Annotated in this window: 17 protein-coding genes; 11 read left to right on the forward strand and 6 right to left on the reverse strand. The window is 65.9% G+C overall.

The annotated features are described in order from the left end of the window. Nucleotides 1-145 precede the first annotated feature (145 nt). Nucleotides 146-1,345 carry an acyl-CoA dehydrogenase family protein gene (locus BRADO_RS31780; RefSeq protein ID WP_012030300.1) on the reverse strand — a complete coding sequence of 400 codons (1,200 nt, stop codon included), beginning with the start codon at nucleotides 1,343-1,345 and terminating at the stop codon, nucleotides 146-148. Nucleotides 1,346-1,505: 160 nt separating this feature from the next. Here BRADO_RS31780 and BRADO_RS31785 point away from each other — a divergent pair, with 160 nt between their 5' ends. After that, complete coding sequence (locus BRADO_RS31785) at nucleotides 1,506-2,051, forward strand: carboxymuconolactone decarboxylase family protein (protein ID WP_012030301.1); 546 nt, start codon at nucleotides 1,506-1,508, stop codon at nucleotides 2,049-2,051. 295 nt (nucleotides 2,052-2,346) lie between these two features. Here the strand turns inward: BRADO_RS31785 and BRADO_RS31790 are convergent, their stop codons facing one another. Beyond that, the gene (locus tag BRADO_RS31790; protein WP_012030302.1) at nucleotides 2,347-3,561 is read right to left on the reverse strand and encodes an MFS transporter; all 1,215 of its coding nucleotides are present in this window, start codon (nucleotides 3,559-3,561) and stop codon (nucleotides 2,347-2,349) included. Between the two features lie 193 nt (nucleotides 3,562-3,754). On the opposite strand from BRADO_RS31790, the gene BRADO_RS31795 reads away from it, so the two are divergent. Beyond that, complete coding sequence (locus tag BRADO_RS31795; protein ID WP_012030303.1) at nucleotides 3,755-5,821, forward strand: prolyl oligopeptidase family protein; 2,067 nt, start codon at nucleotides 3,755-3,757, stop codon at nucleotides 5,819-5,821. A 201-nt stretch (nucleotides 5,822-6,022) separates the two neighbouring features. On the opposite strand, the gene BRADO_RS31800 is transcribed toward BRADO_RS31795, so the two are convergent. After that, nucleotides 6,023-6,700, reverse strand: coding sequence for a DUF938 domain-containing protein (locus tag BRADO_RS31800; protein ID WP_012030304.1), 678 nt, complete (start codon nucleotides 6,698-6,700; stop codon nucleotides 6,023-6,025). Nucleotides 6,701-6,900: 200 nt separating this feature from the next. Here BRADO_RS31800 and soxX point away from each other — a divergent pair, with 200 nt between their 5' ends. From soxX to BRADO_RS31840, 8 genes are all read left to right on the forward strand, one after another. Continuing rightward, nucleotides 6,901-7,194 (forward strand): sulfur oxidation c-type cytochrome SoxX, encoded by a 294-nt coding sequence (soxX, locus tag BRADO_RS31805; protein ID WP_012030305.1) that lies wholly within the window; start codon nucleotides 6,901-6,903, stop codon nucleotides 7,192-7,194. 19 nt (nucleotides 7,195-7,213) lie between these two features. Further along, complete coding sequence (gene soxY, locus BRADO_RS31810; RefSeq protein WP_041757897.1) at nucleotides 7,214-7,708, forward strand: thiosulfate oxidation carrier protein SoxY; 495 nt, start codon at nucleotides 7,214-7,216, stop codon at nucleotides 7,706-7,708. Between the two features lie 13 nt (nucleotides 7,709-7,721). Beyond that, nucleotides 7,722-8,033, forward strand: coding sequence for a thiosulfate oxidation carrier complex protein SoxZ (gene soxZ / locus BRADO_RS31815; RefSeq protein ID WP_012030307.1), 312 nt, complete (start codon nucleotides 7,722-7,724; stop codon nucleotides 8,031-8,033). Further along, nucleotides 8,030-8,875: a sulfur oxidation c-type cytochrome SoxA gene (soxA, locus tag BRADO_RS31820; RefSeq protein WP_012030308.1), complete on the forward strand. Its 846-nt coding sequence runs from the start codon at nucleotides 8,030-8,032 to the stop codon at nucleotides 8,873-8,875. The genes soxZ and soxA overlap by 4 nt, the downstream gene beginning before the upstream one ends. A 47-nt stretch (nucleotides 8,876-8,922) precedes the next feature. Next, nucleotides 8,923-9,225, forward strand: coding sequence for a hypothetical protein (locus BRADO_RS31825; protein ID WP_041757211.1), 303 nt, complete (start codon nucleotides 8,923-8,925; stop codon nucleotides 9,223-9,225). A 10-nt stretch (nucleotides 9,226-9,235) separates the two neighbouring features. Then, entirely contained in the window at nucleotides 9,236-10,984 is a 1,749-nt protein-coding gene (soxB, locus tag BRADO_RS31830; RefSeq protein WP_012030310.1) for a thiosulfohydrolase SoxB, read from the forward strand. Between the two features lie 101 nt (nucleotides 10,985-11,085). After that, nucleotides 11,086-12,126 carry an MBL fold metallo-hydrolase gene (locus BRADO_RS31835; RefSeq protein ID WP_012030311.1) on the forward strand — a complete coding sequence of 347 codons (1,041 nt, stop codon included), beginning with the start codon at nucleotides 11,086-11,088 and terminating at the stop codon, nucleotides 12,124-12,126. 125 nt (nucleotides 12,127-12,251) lie between these two features. Further along, nucleotides 12,252-13,853, forward strand: coding sequence for a GMC family oxidoreductase (locus tag BRADO_RS31840; protein ID WP_012030312.1), 1,602 nt, complete (start codon nucleotides 12,252-12,254; stop codon nucleotides 13,851-13,853). Nucleotides 13,854-13,880: 27 nt separating this feature from the next. On the opposite strand, the gene BRADO_RS31845 is transcribed toward BRADO_RS31840, so the two are convergent. Further along, entirely contained in the window at nucleotides 13,881-15,062 is a 1,182-nt protein-coding gene (locus tag BRADO_RS31845) for a hypothetical protein (RefSeq protein WP_050781064.1), read from the reverse strand. A gap of 477 nt (nucleotides 15,063-15,539) precedes the next feature. Continuing rightward, nucleotides 15,540-16,553: an ABC transporter substrate-binding protein gene (locus BRADO_RS31850; protein ID WP_012030314.1), complete on the reverse strand. Its 1,014-nt coding sequence runs from the start codon at nucleotides 16,551-16,553 to the stop codon at nucleotides 15,540-15,542. 394 nt (nucleotides 16,554-16,947) lie between these two features. Here BRADO_RS31850 and BRADO_RS31855 point away from each other — a divergent pair, with 394 nt between their 5' ends. Next, nucleotides 16,948-18,156 carry a TAXI family TRAP transporter solute-binding subunit gene (locus BRADO_RS31855; RefSeq protein WP_012030315.1) on the forward strand — a complete coding sequence of 403 codons (1,209 nt, stop codon included), beginning with the start codon at nucleotides 16,948-16,950 and terminating at the stop codon, nucleotides 18,154-18,156. Nucleotides 18,157-18,677: 521 nt separating this feature from the next. Here the strand turns inward: BRADO_RS31855 and BRADO_RS31860 are convergent. Then, entirely contained in the window at nucleotides 18,678-19,673 is a 996-nt protein-coding gene (locus BRADO_RS31860) for an ABC transporter substrate-binding protein (RefSeq protein WP_012030316.1), read from the reverse strand. Nucleotides 19,674-19,676 lie beyond the last annotated feature (3 nt).

A 19,676-nucleotide genomic window follows, 5' to 3' on the forward strand; every position in this document is an offset into this window, starting at 1 on the left:
GCGGCTGTCCAGTGTCGATGTTGTTTGGGAGCGAAGCTCGTTCAGCTCGTCATGGCCGGGCTTGACCCGGCCATCCACGTCTCTCCTCGTGCGGATGGACGTGGATGCCCGGGTCGAGCCCGGGCATGACGGAGTGTGGGGTGAACTACGCCCCCGGCAGATCGAGGATGCGCTTGGCGACGATGCCGAGCATGACCTCGGAGGTGCCGCCTTCGATGGAGTTCGCTTTCGTGCGCAGCCAGGCGCGCGGGCGGGCGCCCTCGCCAGAGCGCTCGCTTTCCCATTCCAGCGCGTCGATGCCGCCCGCCGACATCAGGATCTCATGGCGGCGCTTGTTGAGCTCGGTGCCGTAATATTTCATCGCTGAGGAGAACGCCGGATGGCCCTGCCCCGCCTTGGCGAGATCGACCATGCGCTCGGCGGCGGCCGCGAGCGCCGCCTCGTCGACGTCGAAGGTCGCGATCTGTGCGCGCAGCAGCGCATCGTCGAGCTTGCCTTGCGCATCGCTGCCGACGGAGTCGGCCGCCACCTGGCCGAGCGGACGGCTTCCGCCGCGCTCGCCCATGCCGGAGATCATTGCGCGCTCGTGCTGCAGCAGATATTTCGCGACGTCCCAGCCGCGATTGACGGTGCCGAGCACATTGGCCTTGGGCACCCGGACATTGTCGAAGAAGGTCTCGCAGAACGGCGAGCGGCCGGAGATCAGCAGGATCGGCTTGGTCGAGACCCCCTTCGACGTCATGTCGAACAGGATGAAACTGATGCCGTCATGCTTCTTCGCCGCGGGATCGGTGCGCACCAGGCAGAAGATCCAGTCGGCGTAGTTGGCGTAGGACGTCCAGATCTTCTGGCCGTTGATGATGTAGTCGTCGCCATCGCTCTCGGCGCGGGTCTGCAGCGAGGCGAGATCGGAGCCGGCGTTCGGCTCGGAATAGCCCTGGCACCAGCGGATGAGACCGGCGGTGATCTTCGGCAGGTGTTCGCGCTTCTGCGCGTCGGTGCCGTATTTCAAGAGCGCCGGCCCGAGCATCGAGATGCCGAACGAGGTGATCGGGGCGCGCGCGCCGATCGCGGCCATCTCCTGACGCACGATCTTGGCCTCCTCGCCGTCGAGACCGCCGCCCCCGTATTCTTTCGGCCAGTGCGGCACCGTCCAGCCCTTGTCGCGCATGCGCTCGAACCAGATGCGCTGCGGCTCCGAGGAGAACTTGGCGTTGCGGCCGCCCCAGAAAGTGTCCTCGTCGGAGGTCATCGGCCGGCGCATTTCGGGCGGGCAATTCGCCTCGAGCCAGGCACGCGTTTCGCGGCGGAATGTGTCGAGATCGGCCAGTTTTGAATCGACCATGTCTGATCCTCGCGCGTTTCCATGTCTGCTGTCGTTGGAACGACCTAACCTCAGCCCTTACTGAAATTCAATATCGATGTCGCCGCATCGGGCTGCGCTCTCGCCATGCACCGCGATCTATGGTCATGATGCCGCCGCGTGAAAATACGAGGAAACGACCATGCGCCTGAAACTTCTTTCGCCTGGCGAAATGAGCGCCGACCAGCGCCAGACCTATGACGAGTCGATCGCCAGCAAGCGCGGCTCGCCGCCGCCGCCGATGATGGCCTGGCTGAACAGCCCGGAGATGGCGCGGCACGCGACAAGGCTCGGCGCCTTCCTGCGTTACGACACGGTCTTTCCGGCCGCGCTGTCGGAGATCGCAATCCTGGTGACGGCGCGGCACTGGACCGCGCACTACGAATGGTACGCGCATAAGCGCCTGGCACTGGCCGGCGGCTTGGACATCAAGATCATCGAGGATATCCGCGACCGCAGAACGCCGGAATTCTCCGATCCCAAGGCGAAGATGATCTACGACGTCGCGAAGTCATTGCACGAGGGCCATGGCCTGACGGACGCCCTCTATGCCGAGGCCATCGCGCTGCTCGGCGAGCGCGGCCTGGTCGAGATCATCGGCCTGTGCGGCTACTACACGATGGTGTCGATGACGCTGAATGCCTTCGAGTTCGATCTGCCGGAGGGCGAGGTGTCGGAGTTGAAGTGAATCGGAGAAACAGACGACGTTCTCACCGCTGCGGTGCCCATGACTGTGCCCTCTCCCCCAAGGCGAAGCAAAGCTTCGCCAGGGTGGGAGAGGGCTACACAGCCGGCAGCCACAGTCTCACTCGGGTGAGGGGTTCGTGCCACAAACTTAGTCTTGAGCCCGGGGCAACCCCTCACCCGGCTTTCATGCTGCGCATGAAAGCCACCCTCTCCCACAAGGGGAGAGGGTGCACCGCCCGAGTCGCTTGATAGTCAGCACTCTCTTAGACGAGCCTGCTGATCTAGCTCCACGAAACTCAGCCCGCCGCCACGCGCCGTTTCGACGACCACACCAGCGCAAGCACGCACAGGCCCAGCAGCACCGGGGGGAACACCACCATGTTCACCGCGGACCAGCCGAAATGCGCGAGCAGCTGTCCCGACGAGAACGAGCCAAGCGCCATCAGGCCGAAGATCAGGAAATCGTTGAACGCCTGTACCTTGTTGCGCTCGGCCGACGTATGCGTCTCCAGCACCAGAGCGGAGGCGCCGACGAAGCCGAAATTCCAGCCGACGCCAAGCGCGAACAAGGTGGCCCAGAAGTGCATGGCGGTGAGGCCCGACAGGCCGATGATGGCAGCAACGGCTTCCAGCGCCAGGCCGAGCGCGACGATGACGGGAGCGCCGAAGCGTGCGATCAGCGCGCCGGTGAAGAAGCTCGGGCCGTACATCGCGACGATGTGCCATTGCAGGCCGAAATTGGAATCCGAGACGGTGAGCCCGCACATCTGCATGGCGAGCGGCGCCGAGGTCATCACCAGGTTCATGACGGGATAGGCGATGGTGCCGCACAGCGCGGCAGCGATGAAGCGTGGCTGGCGCACGATCTCGAACAAAGGCCGGCCGCCATGCAGATCGGCGGCGACTGGCTTCGGCAGATCGACCCCAGCGACGATGCCCATCGCGATCAGCGCGACCGCCGCCTGCACAAGATAGCTGAACGCGAACAGATAAGGCTGCCAGACGTCCATGGTCCATTGCACGAGCTGCGGACCGAGCAGGCCGGCGAAGATGCCGCCGGCCATCACCCACGACACCGCCTTGGGCCTGAACTCCGCGCTCGCGCCATCCGCCGCGGCAAAGCGGTATGATTGTGCGACGGCGCCATAGAGGCCGCCGAGAAACGTGGCCAGACAGAACAGCGCGAACGAGCCGCGCAGGATCGCGAAGCAACCGAGCACGCCGGTGACCGCGCCACAGAAGGTGCCGATCAGGAAGGCGGCGCGGCGGCCGTAGCGGCGCGAGATCGCGCCGGTCGGCAACGTGCCGGCGGCGAGCCCGACGACGTACATCGAGATCGGCACGGTCGCGAGCCCGATGTTCGGCGCGATGGTGACGCCGACGATCGCGCCGGTGGCGAAGATCACCGCCGAGTTGGCGCCGGTCAGGGCCTGCGCGGTAGCCAGGCGCGCCACGTTGCGGCGGGCGCGGGCGTCGTCGGTCGTGTCGTCGCTCACGGTCAGGTCGATCATCTCGGATGTCCGGAGGCGCGGGCCACGCGCCCCTTGCTCGGGTGTGGCCGCACTATTGCGGGAAGGCTGCGCCGGAGGCAACGGGCGTGATCAGAGGCAAGCCATGCACGACGGTTGATTCGACAGCTCCGGCCGGCCCGGCTAATCCAGCCAGCGGTATTGTCGCGTCAACGGCCGCTGCGGAGCTTGAGCCATGTCAATCGACGATCGTCCGACCCTCGCCGCGCCCGACGACGATCCGTATCTGTGGCTCGAGGATATCGAAGGCGAGCGCCCGCTCGCCTTCGTCGCGGCGCAGAATGAGCGCACGCTTGCCGCGTTCGGCGGCGCCGCCTTCGCGCGGGATCGCGACGCGCTGGCCGCGATCTTCGATCGCCCCGACAACATCCCCTTCGTCAGCCGCCGCGGTGGGCTGCTGTACAATCAATGGAAAGACGCGACTCATCCGCGCGGCTTGTGGCGGCGCACGACAATGGACGAGTTCCGCAAAGCGCAACCCAAATGGGAGCTGCTGCTCGACATCGATCGCCTCGCCGCCGAGGAAGGCGAGGACTGGGCGCTGAACTGGGTCTCGACCCTGCCGCCGGCGCATGAGCGCGCGATCCTGGCGCTGTCGCGCGGCGGCAGCGACGCGGTGGTGCTGCGCGAGTTCGATCTCACCACGAAGCGCTTCGTCGAGGGCGGCTTCACGTTGAGCGAGGCCAAGGGCGGCGTCGACTGGGTTGACGCCGATACGCTGCTGCTGTCGAGCGCTTACGGCGAGGGCATGGCGACGCCCTCAGGCTATGCGCGCACGGTGCGGCTGTGGCGACGCGGCGCGCCGGTCGACGCGGCGCCGGTCATCTTTGCCGCTGCGAATGAGCAGTCGGTGTGGGTGCGCGCTGGTGTCGATCGCAGCGTCACGCCGTTCAGGGTGTGGTTTTCGGAAGGGCTCGACTTCTTCAACCATCATCTGTGGCTCGGCGATGCCGGCGGCGCGCGGACGCGGCTCGACCTGCCGACCGACAGCTGGGCCATACCGGACGCGGACTGGCTGGCGATCAAGCTGCGCCAGCCCTGGACCGTGGGCGGGATCACGCATGCGGCGGATGTCGTGCTGGGGATCTCCTTGTCGGCATGTCTCGCCGGCTCGCCCGCGTTCGCTAAACTCTTCGAGCCGGGCCCGCGCCGCGCGCTGCAGGGGCTGTACTGGGCCGGCGGCCGGCTGGTGCTGTCGATCCTCGATGAGCTCAAGCCGCAATACGAGGTGTGGACGCCGGCGGCGCAGGGCTGGAGCCGTCGGCAGCTGCCGGGATTGCCCGAGCTGGCCACCGTCAACGTCTGGCCGCTCGACAGCGACGAGCTGACCGGCAATGGCGATCTGCTCGCCAGCGTCCAGGACCCGCTGACGCCGCCGTCGCTGCAGTTAATTGAGAGTTTCGGCGCGCCCGCCGTGCTGAAGCAGGCGCCGCGCACCTTCACCGCCGACGGATACGTGGTCACGCGATACGAGGCGGCCTCGGTGGATGGCGTCGGCATTCCCTACACGCTGACCGGCCCCGCGAAGCTCACCGGCGATGCGCCGGTGTATATGAGTGCCTATGGCGGCTTCGGCCACAGCATCCGTCCGGCCTACAATGCCGCGCTCGGCAAGCTGTGGCTGGAGCGCGGCGGCAGCCTGGTCGAAGCGAACATCCGCGGCGGCGGCGAGTTCGGCACCGCCTGGCACGACGCCGGACGCTACGCCGGCAAGCGGCTCGCGCATGATGATTTCGCCGCCGTGGCCGCCGATCTCGTCCGCCGCGGCATCACGGTGCCGAAGCGCATCGCCGCGCAAGGCGGCTCCAATGGCGGCATCCTGATCACCAACATGCTGGTGCGCTATCCCGAGCGCTTCGGCGCGCTGTTCTGCACCATCCCGCTGATCGACATGCGCCGTTATACGAAGCTTCTGGCGGGCGCGAGCTGGATCGCCGAGTATGGCGATCCGGACAAGGCCGAGGACTGGGGCTGGCTGCAGACCTACTCCGCCTATCACACCGCAAAGCCCGGCCAGCCTTATCCGCCCATCCTGATCGCCACGACGCGGCGCGACGACCGCGTGCATCCGGGACATGCGCGCAAGATGACGGCGAAGCTGCAGGCGATGGGCTATGACAGCTATTTCTACGAGCCCGCCGCCGGCGGCCACGGCTACGGCACCGACAACCGCGAGCGCGCCAGCTTCATCACCCTCGGCACGCGGTTTCTGGCGCGGCATGTGGGGCTGGAGATGGGATAGCGACTGCGCTTCTTTGTAAGGCGCGCTGCCGGCCTCACTTACCACCGTCATCCCGGCGAACACCGGGATCCATACTCCGCAGCAGGAGTGTGTTGCGACGACAGACGTCACGCCGATCTCGCGTCACGACTGCTCCCTATGGTTATGGGTTGCGGCGTTCGCCGGGACGACGACCATGGGCGGCGCTGCGCCGTCGGCAACTCAGGCTGCCCTTGCGAACACCAGGATCATGTTGTTGGCAGGCATTTCCACGGTTTCGCGCAAGGTCAGGCCATTGCGCACGGCGAGGGCTTCGAGGTCCGTGATGTCGCGGACGCCCCACTCGGGATTGCCCTCGCGCAGGGACGCGTCGAACACGGCGTTGCTGACCGCGGTGTGCTTGCCGTCGCGCTTGAACGGGCCGTAGAGCACGAGCAGCCCGTCCGGCGAGAGCACCTCGCCTGCGCCGGCGAACAGGCCCCCCGCCACCGACCACGGGGCGATGTGGATGACGTTGGCGCAGAAGATCGCGGTCAGTTGCGCCGGCCCGCCGGCCGCCTTGAACCCGGCGACCCAGCCGGCATCTGAGAGGTCGATACGTTGGGCATCGCGGATGTTGGACAGTCGCGAGTGCTTACGCCATGCCGCGATGCTGGCGAGATGGTTGGCATTGAAGTCGCTCGGCCACCACATGAGATCGGGACGCTGCGCGGCGAAATGAACGATGTGCTGGCCGGTGCCGCTGCCGGCTTCCAGCACGCCGCCCGCGCGGCCCTCCAGCCATCGCGCCAGCACGGCCCAGATCGGTTGATGGTTGCGGTGGAACGCGGCGGCGTCCAACCGTCCGTCCGGTTCCACCGGCCGGCCGTCCCGGCCGAACTCCACGACATACTCCGCCATTCCAATTCTCCCGGCCGCCCGCTGGACGGCCTCGTTAACCGCGTTGCGCCGGCCACCATACGCGCATTGTCAGCCGATGGTCTTTATGCTTTGCACCCCCTATATTGCTGACATCACCGAGACGTCGGAACCTCACCTTGTTCACATCCGTCATGCGTACCGCCCTGGCGCTGGGGTTTTCGCTCGCCATGTCCCTCGCGATGTCCGCAATTGCCCTCGCCCAATCCGGCGCCGCCGAGGGCCAGAAGCTCGCCTTCGACCGCGGCAAGGGCAATTGCCTGACCTGCCACGAGATCAAGGGCGGCGACCTGCCGGGCTCGATCGGGCCGAAGCTCGAGAACCTCAAGGCGCGGTACGACCGTGCCGAGCTGACCGCGATCCTCAACGACGAGACGGTCCGCAATCCGCTGACGGTGATGCCGCCGTTCGGCCGCAACCGCATCCTGACCGAGCAGGAAATCAGCGCCATCGTCGATTTCCTGCAGACCCTCTGATTTTCGTTTGGAGACATTCATGACTGCCTCGTCCTGCCCGCAGGCCCATCGCCGCCTATTCCTGAAGGGCGCCGGCCTCGTCGCGCTGATCGGCCTCGGCAACGCCGTGCTGCACGCCGCGCCCGTGTTCGCCGCAACCAACGACAACAAATATCCCGAGGATGCCTTCAGGCAGAAGAACGCGCCCGACGCGATCAAGGCGCTGTACGGCCGCGACCACGAGGCCTCCGACAAGATCAAGCTGGACGCGCCTGAAATCGCTGAGAACGGCGGCGTGGTACCGATCGCGGTGTCGACGACCTTGCCGAACGTCACCTCGATTTCCTTCATCGTCGCCGAGAACCCGAACGCCCTGGCCGCATCCTACAAGATCCCCGAGGGCACGGTGCCGGCGGTGGCGAACCGGCTGAAGATGGCCAAGACCTCCAGTGTCATCGCGCTCGTCGAATCCGGCGGCAAGCTGTACAGCGCGACCAAGGAAGTGAAGGTCACCGTCGGCGGCTGCGGCGGCTAGGGGGAGAACGATCATGGCTTCGAGCATTCGCGTCCGCGCAATCCTGAACGGCGAGATCACCGAGGTGCAGACGCTGATCCAGCACCCGATGGATACGGGCCTGGTGAAGGACGCCAAGGGCGAGGTGGTTCCGGCGCACTACATCCAGCAGCTCACCTTTACGCACAAGGACAAGGCCGTGTTCCTGGCCGACTGGGGCACTGCCGTGTCCAAGGACCCCTATGTGAAGTTCGCCTTCAAGGGCGCCGCCAAGGGCGACGAGCTCAAGGTGAGCTGGGTGGACAACAAGGGCGCCACCGACAGCCTGACGGCGACGATCCAATGAGCGCGATGCGCCTGCTTCTCGTCGTCGCTGCGGCGCTCGGGTTCGGCGCATCGGCCGCCGCCGCCGACAAGTCCGATCCGGCCGGCGACGCCAAGGCGTTCCAGGACTACTTCGTCAAGAAGTTCCCGAAGGTGGCGTTCGACGATTTCGTCAACGGCCCGTATTCGATGAACGCCGACATGCGCCGGCAATGGGAGGAGAAGGAGCAGTTTCCGCCTTACGAGTTCGCGCTCGAGGCCGGCAAGGAGATGTTCGCCAAGCCGTTCGAGAACGGCAAGACCTATGCGGACTGTTTCCCGAATGGCGGCATCGGCATCCGACAGACCTATCCGTATTTCGACGACAAGGAAGGCAAGGTCGTCACGCTCGAGCTGGCGCTGAACCGCTGCCGTGAGGCGAATGGCGAGCAGCCCTATTCCTACGTCAAGGATGAGATGGCGTCGCTGACCGCCTACATGGCCTACACCTCGCGCGGCAAGCGCTTCGACATCAAGATTCCCGACGATCCGCGCGCGCTGGACGCCTTTGAGAAGGGCAAGGAATACTTCTACACCCGCCGCGGCCAGCTGAACTTCTCCTGCGCGAGCTGTCACGTGCAGAGCCCGGGCGAACGCATCCGCGCCGAGATCCTGGCGCCGGCACTCGGCATCCTCAACGCGATGCCGATCTACCGCTCCGAATGGAGCGGCATGGGCACGATCAGCCGCCGCATCGTCACCTGCAACAGCCAGACGCGCGCCGTGCCGCTGGAGCCGCAGTCGGACGAATACCGCAACCTCGAATATTATCTCTCCTACGTGTCGAACGGCCTGCCGGTTTCAGGACCGGGAGCGCGGCCATGAAAAACATCTCACGAAACATCTTCCGAAACAGCTCAGCAACAAACGTCATGAAAAAGATCGCCTTCGCCATGATGGTGTCGGCGGTCTGCGCCGGCTCCGCGCGGGCCGCGTCGGAGTCGGACTATCTCGCGGCTGTGGCGGCGGCCGAGAGCGCCAACAAGGAAGCCGGACGTCTGCGCAACCAATGGACCGTCACACAGGCTGCACTGACTGCTGCGAAGAAGGCGGCGGAGTCGGGCAATTTCGACGCCGCGCTCAAATCGGCGCAGGAGGCCGAAGCGCTCGCCAAGGCCTCGATCGTCCAGGCCACCAGCGAGAAGCAGCGCTGGAAGGACCTGGAGATCCGCTAGGACGCGAACGATGATCCGGCGCCGGGATTTTCTGAGAGCTTCAGGAGCCGCGATGCTCGCCGCGCCGGCGCTGCTGCGCAACGCCCGCGCCGCCGACACCGTCAGCCTCTACGATGTCGAGAAGTTCGGCAACGCCCGCATCCTGCACATCACAGATACGCATGCGCAGCTACGGCCGGTGTATTTCCGCGAGCCCAGCGTCAATCTCGGCGTCGGCGAGATGTGGGGCAGGCCGCCGCATCTGGTCGAGCGCGCGTTCCTCGATCGCTATGGCATCCGCCCCGACAGCGCCGAGGCCTATGCCTTCACCTCGTTCGACTTCGAGAAATATGCCGGCCGCTTCGGCAAGATGGGCGGCTTCGCGCATCTGAAGACGCTGATCGACAAGCTGCGCGCCGATGCCGGCGATCATCGCTCGCTGCTGCTCGACGGCGGCGACCTCTGGCAGGGCACGGGACTCGCCAATGCGATGCGTGGCGCCGACATGGTGAGCGCGGCCAATCTGCTCGGCATCGACGCGATGACCGGGCATTGGGAATTCACCTATGGCGAGGAGGCGCTGCGCGCCAATCTCGCGCGCTTCAAGGGCGAGTTCCTGGCGCAGAACGTATTCCTCACCGAGGAGGCGGCGTTCAACGATGCCAAGGCGTTCGACCGCGGCTCGGGCCGCGTGTTCAAGCCGGCCACGATCAAGGAGATCGGCGGCGCGCGCATCGCGGTGATCGGCCAGGCCTTCCCGTACGTGCCGATCGCCCATCCGCGCCGCTTCACGCCCGACTGGACCTTCGGCATCCGCGAGGAGGAGCTGCAGAAGCTGGTCGACGCCTTGCGCGGCGCCGACAAGGTCGATGCGGTGATCCTGCTGTCGCACAACGGCATGGATGTCGACCTGAAGCTCGCGAGCCGCGTCACCGGCATCGACGTCATCCTCGGCGGCCATACCCATGACGCGATCCCGCAGCCTGTCGCGGTCAGCAACGCCAAGGGCGCCACGCTGGTCACCAATGCCGGGTCGAACGGCAAATTCCTCGGCGTGCTCGATCTCGACGTCGGCAAGGGCCGCGTCGCCGACGCGCGCTACCGGCTGCTGCCGGTGTATTCGGAGCTGCTGAAGCCGGATCCGGCGATGCAGGCGCTGATCGATCAGACGCAGCAGCCCCAGGTGGCGGCCTGGAGCGAGAAGCTCGCGACCTCCGACCGGCTCTTGTATCGCCGCGGCAATTTCGAGGGCACGACCGACGACCTGATCTGCGCGGCGCTGCGCCGCGAGCTCGACGCCGAGCTCGCGCTGACGCCCGGGTTCCGCTGGGGCCCGAGCGTGCTCGCCAACCAGTCGATCATGCTGGAAGACGTGCTGGCGCAGACCGCGATCACCTACCCGGAAACCTACGTGCAGCGGCTGACCGGCGCGGAGATCAAGGCCGTGCTCGAGGACGTCTGCGACAACCTCTTCAACGCGGATCCCTATCTGCAGCAGGGCGGCGACATGGTGCGTACTGGCGGCTTCTCTTACCGCTGCACGCCGTCGGAACCGATCGGCCACCGCATCTCGGATCTCACGCGCGATGATGGCCGTCCCTTGGAGGCGAGCAAGGGCTACAAGGTCGCCGGCTGGGCGTCGATGAACGCACAGGATGGCAAGCCGGTGTGGGACGTGGTCGCCACCCATCTGCGCGACGGCCAGCTGGTGCTGGTGGGAACCAACAAGGTCACGCTGTCGGGAATCGACGGCAATCCCGGATACGCCTCGCAATCCTGAACCGAATGGCGCACCGCAACGACGCTGCTTCGGCGCCGCATGGATGACCGCGGCCCGACCGTGGTCTAAACCGGCCTCGATCCGAATCGGGAGGAAGCGCGATGATCTTCCGCCAATTGTTCGACAGCGTCTCCGGCACTTACAGCTACATTCTTGCGAGCCGCTCCGGCGGCGAGGCTGTCATCATCGATCCCGTGCTGGAGAAGGTCGACCGCTATTGCCAGCTGCTGCGCGAGCTCGACTTGCGCCTGGTCAAGGCGATCGACACCCATTTGCATGCCGATCACGTCACCGGCCTCGGCGCGCTGCGTGACCGCACTCATTGCGTCACCATCATGGGCGAGCAGACCAAGGCGGACGTGGTGGCGATGCGCGTCGGCGAAGGCGACAGGATCGCCATCGAGGGTCTCAGCCTCGATGTGATTTACACGCCGGGGCACACTGACGATTCCTACAGCTTCCTGATGGCCGACCGGGTCTTCACCGGCGACACGCTGCTGATCCGCGGCACCGGCCGCACCGACTTCCAGAACGGCGACGCCCGGCAGCAATATGATTCGATTTTCAACAAGCTGCTGCGGCTGCCCGATGACACGCTGGTCTACCCCGCGCACGACTACAAGGGCGACACCGTTTCCACGATCGGCGAGGAGCGCCGCTACAATCCGCGGCTTCAGGTGCAATCCGTCGACGATTACGTGGCGCTGATGGCCAAGCTGAAGCTGCCGAACCCGAAGATGATGGACGTCGCCGTGCCAGCCAACATGCGCGTCGGGCTGCATCAGGAGGAGCTGACCAGACAGGGCCTGGCCCTGTCGGCCCGAGAAGCGATCGAATGCCTCGGACGGCCCGACGTGCTGCTGGTCGATCTGCGCGAGGCTTCGGAGCGCGCCAAGCACGGCACGCTGTCAGGCGCGCTGCATGCGCCCTACCCTGGGATCGCCGACAATCTCAAACCCGGCGGCATGCTGCGCGAGGTTGCCGCCGCCACCGGGCGCCGCATCGTGTTCTTCTGCGCCTATGGCGAACGCTCGGCCATGGCCGTTCAGACGGCGCAAGACGCGGGCTTGGCCAACACCGCGCACATCGAGGGCGGACTCGATGCATGGAAGAAGGCCGGTGGACCGGTGGTTGCAGGGTAGACGCGAAACAAGCTGCGCCATGAACCCGCCGCGATGGACGCCAACTGTCGCCGGCGTCAAGATGCGGTTCGAGTGGCCACGATTGTCGTGCCAATCGGCTGCATTGCGTTCCAGGGGGCCGGTCCATGGCTGCGCGCGGGTATGACTACATCATCGTTGGCGCAGGCTCGGCGGGATGCGTGCTCGCCAACAGATTGTCGGCGGACCCGGCGTGCCGGGTGCTGCTGCTGGAAGCCGGCGGCTCCGACCGGAACTTCTGGCTGCGGATTCCGATCGGCTATTACAGGGCGATCTACGACAAGCGCTTCTCGCGCCTGTTCGACACCGAGCCGAGCGAGCTCACGGCCGGCCGGGCGATCGTCTGGCCGCGCGGCCGCGTGCTCGGCGGCTCGTCCTCGATCAACGGCCTGATCTTCATTCGCGGCGAGCCCGCCGGCTTCGACGACTGGGAACGCGCCGGCGCGCGTGGCTGGAGCTACAATCATCTGCTGCCGTTTTTCCGGCGCTACGAACGCTATGAGGGCGGAGACAGCCAATATCACGGCGGCCTTGGCGAGTTTTCGGTGTCTGAGCTGCGCACAGGCAATCCCGCTTCGCAGGCCTGGGTCGATGCCGCGGCCGAATTCGGGCTGCCGCGCAATCCCGATTTCAACGGCCCGACGACGCTGGGCGCCGGCAGCTATCAGCTCGGTATCGGACGCCACTGGCGCTCCAGCGCAGCGACCGCGTTCCTCCACCCCATCATGAACCGCGCCAACCTGACGGTCGTGACCGGCGTCCAGGTCAGCCGCGTGATATTGCGCGGATCGTCGGCGAGCGGCGTGGAATGGATCAAGGACGGCACCATCACATCCGCCATGGCCGATCGCGAGGTGCTGCTCGCGGCCGGCGCGCTGCAGTCGCCGCAGCTCTTGCAACTGTCGGGGATCGGCCCAGCCGATCTGTTGCGCCGGCTCGGCATTCCCGTCGTCGTCGACGCGCCGGAAGTCGGCGAGAACCTGCAGGATCATTATCAAGCACGCATGATCGTGCGCCTGAAGCAGCCGATCTCGGTGAACGACCAGGTTCGCAGTCCCTATGAGCTCGCCAAGATGGGGCTGCAATGGCTGTTCGCCGGCAGCGGTCCGCTGACCGCCGGGGCCGGCCAGGTCGGCGGCGCCGCCTGCACCCATCTGGCCAGCGGCGGCCGCCCGGATGTGCAGTTCAACGTCATGCCGCTGTCGGTCGACAGGCCGGGAACGCCGCTGCACAGCTATTCCGGCTTCACGGCGTCGGTCTGGCAATGTCATCCGCAGGCGCGCGGCCGGATCGCGATCCGCTCGACCGACCCGTTCGAGCAGCCCACGATCGCGCCGAACTATTTCGCCGAAGAGGCCGACCGGAAGACCATCGTCGCGGGCCTCGAGATGCTGCGCGACATCTTCAGACAGCCGTCGTTCCAGAAGCTGTGGGACATCGAGGTCGCGCCGGGCGCGGCGGTGGCGAGCGCGCCCGGCCTGTGGGATTTCGCGCGCAGCACCGGCGGGACGGTGTTTCATCCGGTCGGCACCTGCCGCATGGGCGGCGATGATCACGCGGTGCTCGATCCGGCGTTGCGCGTCCGCGGCGTGGACCGGCTGCGCGTCATCGACGCCTCGGTGATGCCGCAGATCACCTCGGCCAACACCAACGCGACGAGCCTGATGATCGGTGAGCGCGGCGCGGCGCTGGTCGGCGGAGAACCGTGAGCGGAGGCGCGCTGAGCGCCCGCATCATCAGCGCCTCGGATAGCTCGCCAGCGCGTCGAGCTGCCGCTGCGCCTCGGGCGATCCCCATTCGCGGGCGCGCTGGTACCACATCCTCGCCTGGGCGAGATCTGTTCCTGCATCAGATACGCCGAACTGCTTGAGCGAGGCCGGATCGTAGGTCTTGGCGAGGAGAAGCGCAGCCCGCGAGTCGCGCGCCTCCGCGGCACGCAGCAGCTGCAGCCGCGCGCCCTGAACCTCGCCGCTCGCCAGCAGTTCCTGCGCCCGCCGCACGAAGGCCGCGACCTCATTCGGAGTCCACGCCAGAACGGGATCGGGCGCAGCCGCTGGCGGCGGACTGGCCACCACCGGCGCAGGTGCCGGCGCGGCCACCGCGGGCGGAGGATCCGGCGGCTGCGGCGCGGGAGCCTTGACGTCCGGCGCCGTCGAACCGGTGACGACGACGGTGCTGGGCGGAGCCGTCCAGGTCAGGTGGACGAACGATTTCACCAGCGTCGTTCCATCCGCATCATGCAGCTCGAGCGGAAGATTCATCTCGCCGACGAAATCCGACGGCGGCACGATGATCGCATCTGCAACGTCCATGGCCGGCACGCGCCACTCCTCGGAACCGAGGCGCCGGCCGGCCGTGACGCGCGTACCGAGCGGCAGCCTGCCGATGATCACCACCATGCCGGCGGCCGGATTCTCGATCGCGACGCCGAGCTGAAGCTGCGCATTGGGGGGACCGCTATTGCCACTCACGATCAGCGTCGGGGCGGAGGATATCGGCGTGCCGGTCAAATAAGCGGCCCGGAATGCGGACCACGCGGCGGCGCCCTTCAGCTTCGAGGCCGACATCGGAGAGGTGATGACATAGGCGAAGCCGGCGGAGCCGACCGCAAGCACGAACAGTGCGACTTTGATTCCCATGCGAGGTTTGCGCCGAGGCTCGACGAAGGACGGTGCGGCGACGAATTCCGGATCGAGCCGTTGCCGCTCTGCCCGCGCCACCGCCTCGTTGAACACGTCGCGACGCATGGGAGTGCCCGCGCCATGATCGATGGGTGATGCGAGGCGGGTGGCGGGGTCGCTCACCGCGCGCGCCGGCTCATCCAACCGAGCCTCATCCGAGCCGTCCGCCTCGCGCGGACGTCGCGGGGCGTAGTAACGCAAGCTGTTGGGGGACTTCTCGTCGTCCTGCTCAATCACGCCATTCCCCCCTTCCCGCTCCGTCGGGTCCGCCTGCCTACGCGGGACCCATCTGAGCGACTCGGACTCGCGGCAACCCGCACGCCGCGGTGCCAACATCTCGATCGATCTTTGTTTGATCGACCCCTATCAGTTTGATTGCCACGTGCGGCATTTGCGCCAGCCAACGTGATCTGTTTGACCCCAGCCGATGCAGCCGGGTGAATCCAGTGATGACGACCACCTCTTCGGAGGTCGTTCCATGACCCTGCGCAGACATCACGAGTCCCCACCCGATTCGTCCAGTCCGGCTCACAGCACCGGGACACGCTAAGATAGCACAGACTAATCAAAAATGTGGCGGAAAATGAGCTTCGAGTCGTCAAGATGAGGAAAACGCCCGAAATATGCCGCTCTCGTCGATCGCGCCAAGATTGCATGGGTTAGCGCCAGCCGAGGCGGCGCCCAGGTCAGATGCACGGCTCAGCGCGTCCGTCCTCATGCCTTGATGACCGAAAGGAACAGGCTGGGATCGAAATAATCGACGGCAGGCACGGGCTTTTCGATCTTGCCGATCCGGGCGTAGAAGTTCGAGACCTGCTGGAGCCAGTCGGTGATCGCGCCATTGCTATAGAGCCGTCGCCAGACCGCGGTCGGGAACACCCGCATCGCGCCGAACTGCTCGCGCATGTCTCGATCCGGCACCTGCGCGTAGTACTTCTCGTGCAGCACGTTCAGCGCCTCGTTGGAGCGAGCGATCAGCATGTCGTTCCCCTCGGTCCACGCCTTGATCACGCGCGCCAGAACAGGCCGGTTGCTGGTCATATAGGCGGCCGAGGCAGCCCAGCCGCCGACCACGGCCGCGCTGGGATAATAGGCCCCCGCATCGAGCAGCTTCTTCGCCCATGTCACTTTCTCGCGCACCGCGATGTTGAACGGCACCCACAGCGCGACCGCGGGGACCTCGCCGGTGATGAACGCATTCACCGCCTCCGGCATCGGCTTGCTCACGAGCTCGATGTCGGTCGGCTGAAACTGGTTTTCGCGCAAGGCATTGTCGAGGAAGACGTGTGCGGTGGTGCCGGCCGTCGTCGCGACGCGCTTGCCGCGCAGATCCGAGAATTGGCGGATGCCCTGGTCCTCGCGCACCCACAGCTGGGCGGTCGCGAACTCGATCGAGTTGGCCAGGAACATCTTGCCCTGCCCGCGTGCGGGAAAGTTCGAGATCACCGCGCCGGTGGCCAGCATGTCGATCTCGCCGCCCGACAGCGCCGTGAACAGTTCGATGCCGGTCTTGAACTCCTTGAACTGCGGATCGAGGCCATTCTTGGCCCACGATCCCAGATGGTCGGCAAGCCAGATCTGGCCGTCGACGGCCAGCGTGTGCAGATGGCCGATCCTGATCTTCGTCCGCGCCTGCGCGAGCGCAGGGCCGCCAAGCGGCGATAGTCCAGCCGCGGCCAACCCAAGTGAGCCGCAACTGGCGGCAATGAATCTGCGCCGATCCAACATCCCCTCCCATCGCTATCGCGTCATGATCTGGAAAGCGGGCCGATTGCTTCGGCCACTCATTGTCCTGCAGGACGCCAACCTGCTGCCGCCGCGCCCACGACGTCCAGCAGCCGGGCACGCGCGCGACGGACAACGCATCGCGAGCGACCGCGGATCTCTCCAAACAACTCAGGTATGTATGGCTTCATCATGACAACCGCCTCAATCACAACTTTATTTTTTGCGTTTTATGCCCTTAAAATTGTAGCGGCGATCAAACAACCGCCAAGATGTGGCTAAATCTTCGCCGGCGAAAGTCGAACTAATCGCTCTTTGGTTGCACTGATGCCGGATTCGCGCGCAGCGAATCCGAAACATGCCGTCATGCCTGCTGACAAACGATCGGGAGAGTCCGATGATGGACCGCCAGAGCTGCAAATGTCCTCAGATTGATCCAGGTCTCGCTCAGCTGACATCCGGCGATCGCGGCAAGCGGCGCATCCGACCGTTGCTGATGGCGATCTCGATGGTGCTGACAGCGCTCGTGCTCTCCGGCCTGCGCGCCAACGACGCGTTTGCGATCGAGCAGGCGCCCACGGCGCAGCCCGCCCGGCCGCTGCGGATCGAGGACCAATGGAAGGCCAAGCTCAACGCCAATACGGTCGCGATCGTGGCGGGCAGCCCCGAAGAGACCTATCTGGACATCACGCATGATCTCGCGGTGGTGCTCAACGACGAGAATTTGAGGCTGCTCCCGATCGTCGGCCTTGGCGGCGCACAGAACATCCGCGACGTGCTCTATCTGCGCGGCGTCGACATCGGCCTCACCTCGACGCAGATGCTGCGCTACTTCGCTTCCACGGGCGAGCTGGGCACCGGCCTGGAGAACCGGCTGGTCTACATTGCCCGCCTGTTCCCCGAGGAGATGCATGTCGTCGCCAGCCGTAACATCCGGACGATCGAGGAGCTGACAAACAAGAAGGTGAACTTCTCGGATGCCGGCTCGACGACGCAGATCACGGCACGCGACGTGTTCGGCCTGCTCGGCATCTCGGTTCAGGAGGTCAATCTCAGCCAGGCCGATGCGATCGAGGCCATCAAGCGCGGGGAGATCGCGGCGACGGTGGCGTTCTCCGGCAAGCCGGCTGGCTTCCTGGCGCGGCTCTCCGCGCGGGACAATCTGCATCTGCTCGAGGTGCCCTATAGCCGCAGTCTGCAGAACGTGTATCAGCCGGGCCAGCTCGAGCCGGCGCTCTATCCCGGCCTCGTTGATTCGGCTCAGGCCGTGCCGACCGTCACCGTCGATTCGGTTCTCATCACCAACAACTGGCCGCCGGCCAGCGAGCGATATCGCCGCGTCGCGCGATTCGTCGAGGAGTTTTACGCAAGGCTGCCGGAGTTGAAGAAGCCGCCGCGGCATCCGAAATGGCAGGAGGTCGATCTCAGCCGCGACCTGCCGGGATGGCAGCGCTTCCCGCTGGCGCAGGATCTGTTGCAGCAGGCGCAGTTCGAGCAGTTCCGGGCGGCTCGCGCCCAGGGACGGCCGATGCCGGAGACGGTCGCCGACAAGCAGCGCCTGTTCCGCGAGTTTCGCGAATGGTCAGAGAGCGAACGCAAGCGATAGGACGAAAGCGCCGCAACACGCTCCGCCGTCGTCCCGGCCTCGAGCCGGGACCCATAGCCACCTCAGCCAAAGGTGGAGCGAGCTGGAGCTCCAGCGTGCTTGACAATGGGTGTCACGGAGTATGGGTCCCGGCGTTCGCCGGGACGACGCCGAGGTGATTGCGAACGTGCCGCAACACACTCCGCCGTCGTCCCGGCCTCGAGCCGGGACCCATAGCCACCGAAGCCAAAGGTGGAGCAAGCTGGAGCTCCAGCGTGCTTGACAACGGGTGTCACGGAGTATGGGTCCCGGCGTTCGCCGGGACGACGCCGAGGTGATTGCGAACGTGCCGCAACACACTCCGCCGTCGTCCCGGCCTCGAGCCGGGACCCATAGCCACCGAAGCCAAAGGTGGAGCAAGCTGGAGCTCCAGCGTGCTTGACCACAGGCGTCGCGGAGTAGGTCCCGGCGTTTGCCGGGACGACGGATCGGCACGAGACGCATCAGCGCGCGGCGCCTCTCGCACGGACCCATCGCGAGCCTTACGCCAGCGTGGTGAGATAGAGACTCGAATCGAAATAGCTGCTGGCCGGCGTGAACTCCTTGATGCCGGCGTTCGCCATGAAGAAATCGGTCGACTGCTGCAGCCAGGCCGTGACCGTGCCGTCCGCGTATTTCGACTTCCATTCCTGGGCGGTGAACATCTTCTGCGCCGCGAACTGCTCCTTCAGATCGGTCAGCGGCGTCTGCGGGTAATGCGCCTTCTGCAGCGCATCCAGCGCGTCTTCGCTGTGCGCGATCATGTAGTCATTGGCTTCGGCCCAGCCTCTGATCAGATTGGCGAGCGCGGGCTTGTTGGCCTCGTAATAATCGTTGCGGGCGGCCCAGCCGCCCATGATCGCCGCCTGGGGATAGTAGGCCGAGGCATCGGTGAGCTTCACCGCGCCCGGAACCTTCTCGCGCACCGTGATGTTGAACGGCACCCAGAGCGCGACCGCCGGAACGGCGCCGGAGATGAATGCGGTGACTGCGGCCGGCATGGTCTGGTTGACCAGCTCGACCTCCTTGGGATCGACCTTGTTGGCGCGCAGCGCCTTGTCGAGGAAGACATGCGCCGTAGTGCCAGTCGTGGTCGCGATCCGCCTGCCCTTGAGATCGGCGAAGGATGAAATCCCCTGATCGGAACGCACCCAGAGCTGCGCCGTCGCCACCTCGATGTCGTTGATCAGGAACACCTTGCCCTGGCCGCGCGCCGGGAAGTTCGACACCACCGCACCGGTGGCCAGCACATCGAGGCTGCCGCCGATCAGGGCCTGGAACAGTTCGAGGCCGGTGTTGAACTGGCGTAGCTCCAGATCGAGGCCGTGCTTGTCGAACGAGCCGCGGTCGATGCCCGTCCAGATCTGGCCGTCCACGGCCAGCGTATGCAGATAGCCGACGCGGATGCGGGCTTTCGACTGGGCCATCGCGGGCGCCGCCAGCGTGGCGCCGCCGATGACGGCTCCGGCCGCCGTGCTCAGGAATTGTCGCCGATCCATGAT

This window comes from Bradyrhizobium sp. ORS 278 (assembly GCF_000026145.1).
Lineage (GTDB): Bacteria > Pseudomonadota > Alphaproteobacteria > Rhizobiales > Xanthobacteraceae > Bradyrhizobium.

What these genes read in the sequence shown, in the direction of transcription:
- soxX (WP_012030305.1), top strand. Translation starts at nt 6,901, where the DNA reads ATGTCCGCAATTGCCCTCGCCCAATCCGGCGCCGCCGAGGGCCAGAAG.
- BRADO_RS31790 (WP_012030302.1), bottom strand. Translation starts at nt 3,561, where the DNA reads ATGATCGACCTGACCGTGAGCGACGACACGACCGACGACGCCCGCGCC.
- soxY (WP_041757897.1), top strand. Translation starts at nt 7,214, where the DNA reads ATGACTGCCTCGTCCTGCCCGCAGGCCCATCGCCGCCTATTCCTGAAG.
- BRADO_RS31860 (WP_012030316.1), bottom strand. Translation starts at nt 19,673, where the DNA reads ATGGATCGGCGACAATTCCTGAGCACGGCGGCCGGAGCCGTCATCGGC.
- BRADO_RS31850 (WP_012030314.1), bottom strand. Translation starts at nt 16,553, where the DNA reads ATGTTGGATCGGCGCAGATTCATTGCCGCCAGTTGCGGCTCACTTGGG.
- soxZ (WP_012030307.1), top strand. Translation starts at nt 7,722, where the DNA reads ATGGCTTCGAGCATTCGCGTCCGCGCAATCCTGAACGGCGAGATCACC.
- soxA (WP_012030308.1), top strand. Translation starts at nt 8,030, where the DNA reads ATGAGCGCGATGCGCCTGCTTCTCGTCGTCGCTGCGGCGCTCGGGTTC.
- soxB (WP_012030310.1), top strand. Translation starts at nt 9,236, where the DNA reads ATGATCCGGCGCCGGGATTTTCTGAGAGCTTCAGGAGCCGCGATGCTC.
- BRADO_RS31780 (WP_012030300.1), bottom strand. Translation starts at nt 1,345, where the DNA reads ATGGTCGATTCAAAACTGGCCGATCTCGACACATTCCGCCGCGAAACG.
- BRADO_RS31835 (WP_012030311.1), top strand. Translation starts at nt 11,086, where the DNA reads ATGATCTTCCGCCAATTGTTCGACAGCGTCTCCGGCACTTACAGCTAC.
- BRADO_RS31840 (WP_012030312.1), top strand. Translation starts at nt 12,252, where the DNA reads ATGGCTGCGCGCGGGTATGACTACATCATCGTTGGCGCAGGCTCGGCG.
- BRADO_RS31855 (WP_012030315.1), top strand. Translation starts at nt 16,948, where the DNA reads ATGATGGACCGCCAGAGCTGCAAATGTCCTCAGATTGATCCAGGTCTC.
- BRADO_RS31800 (WP_012030304.1), bottom strand. Translation starts at nt 6,700, where the DNA reads ATGGCGGAGTATGTCGTGGAGTTCGGCCGGGACGGCCGGCCGGTGGAA.
- BRADO_RS31795 (WP_012030303.1), top strand. Translation starts at nt 3,755, where the DNA reads ATGTCAATCGACGATCGTCCGACCCTCGCCGCGCCCGACGACGATCCG.
- BRADO_RS31825 (WP_041757211.1), top strand. Translation starts at nt 8,923, where the DNA reads ATGAAAAAGATCGCCTTCGCCATGATGGTGTCGGCGGTCTGCGCCGGC.
- BRADO_RS31785 (WP_012030301.1), top strand. Translation starts at nt 1,506, where the DNA reads ATGCGCCTGAAACTTCTTTCGCCTGGCGAAATGAGCGCCGACCAGCGC.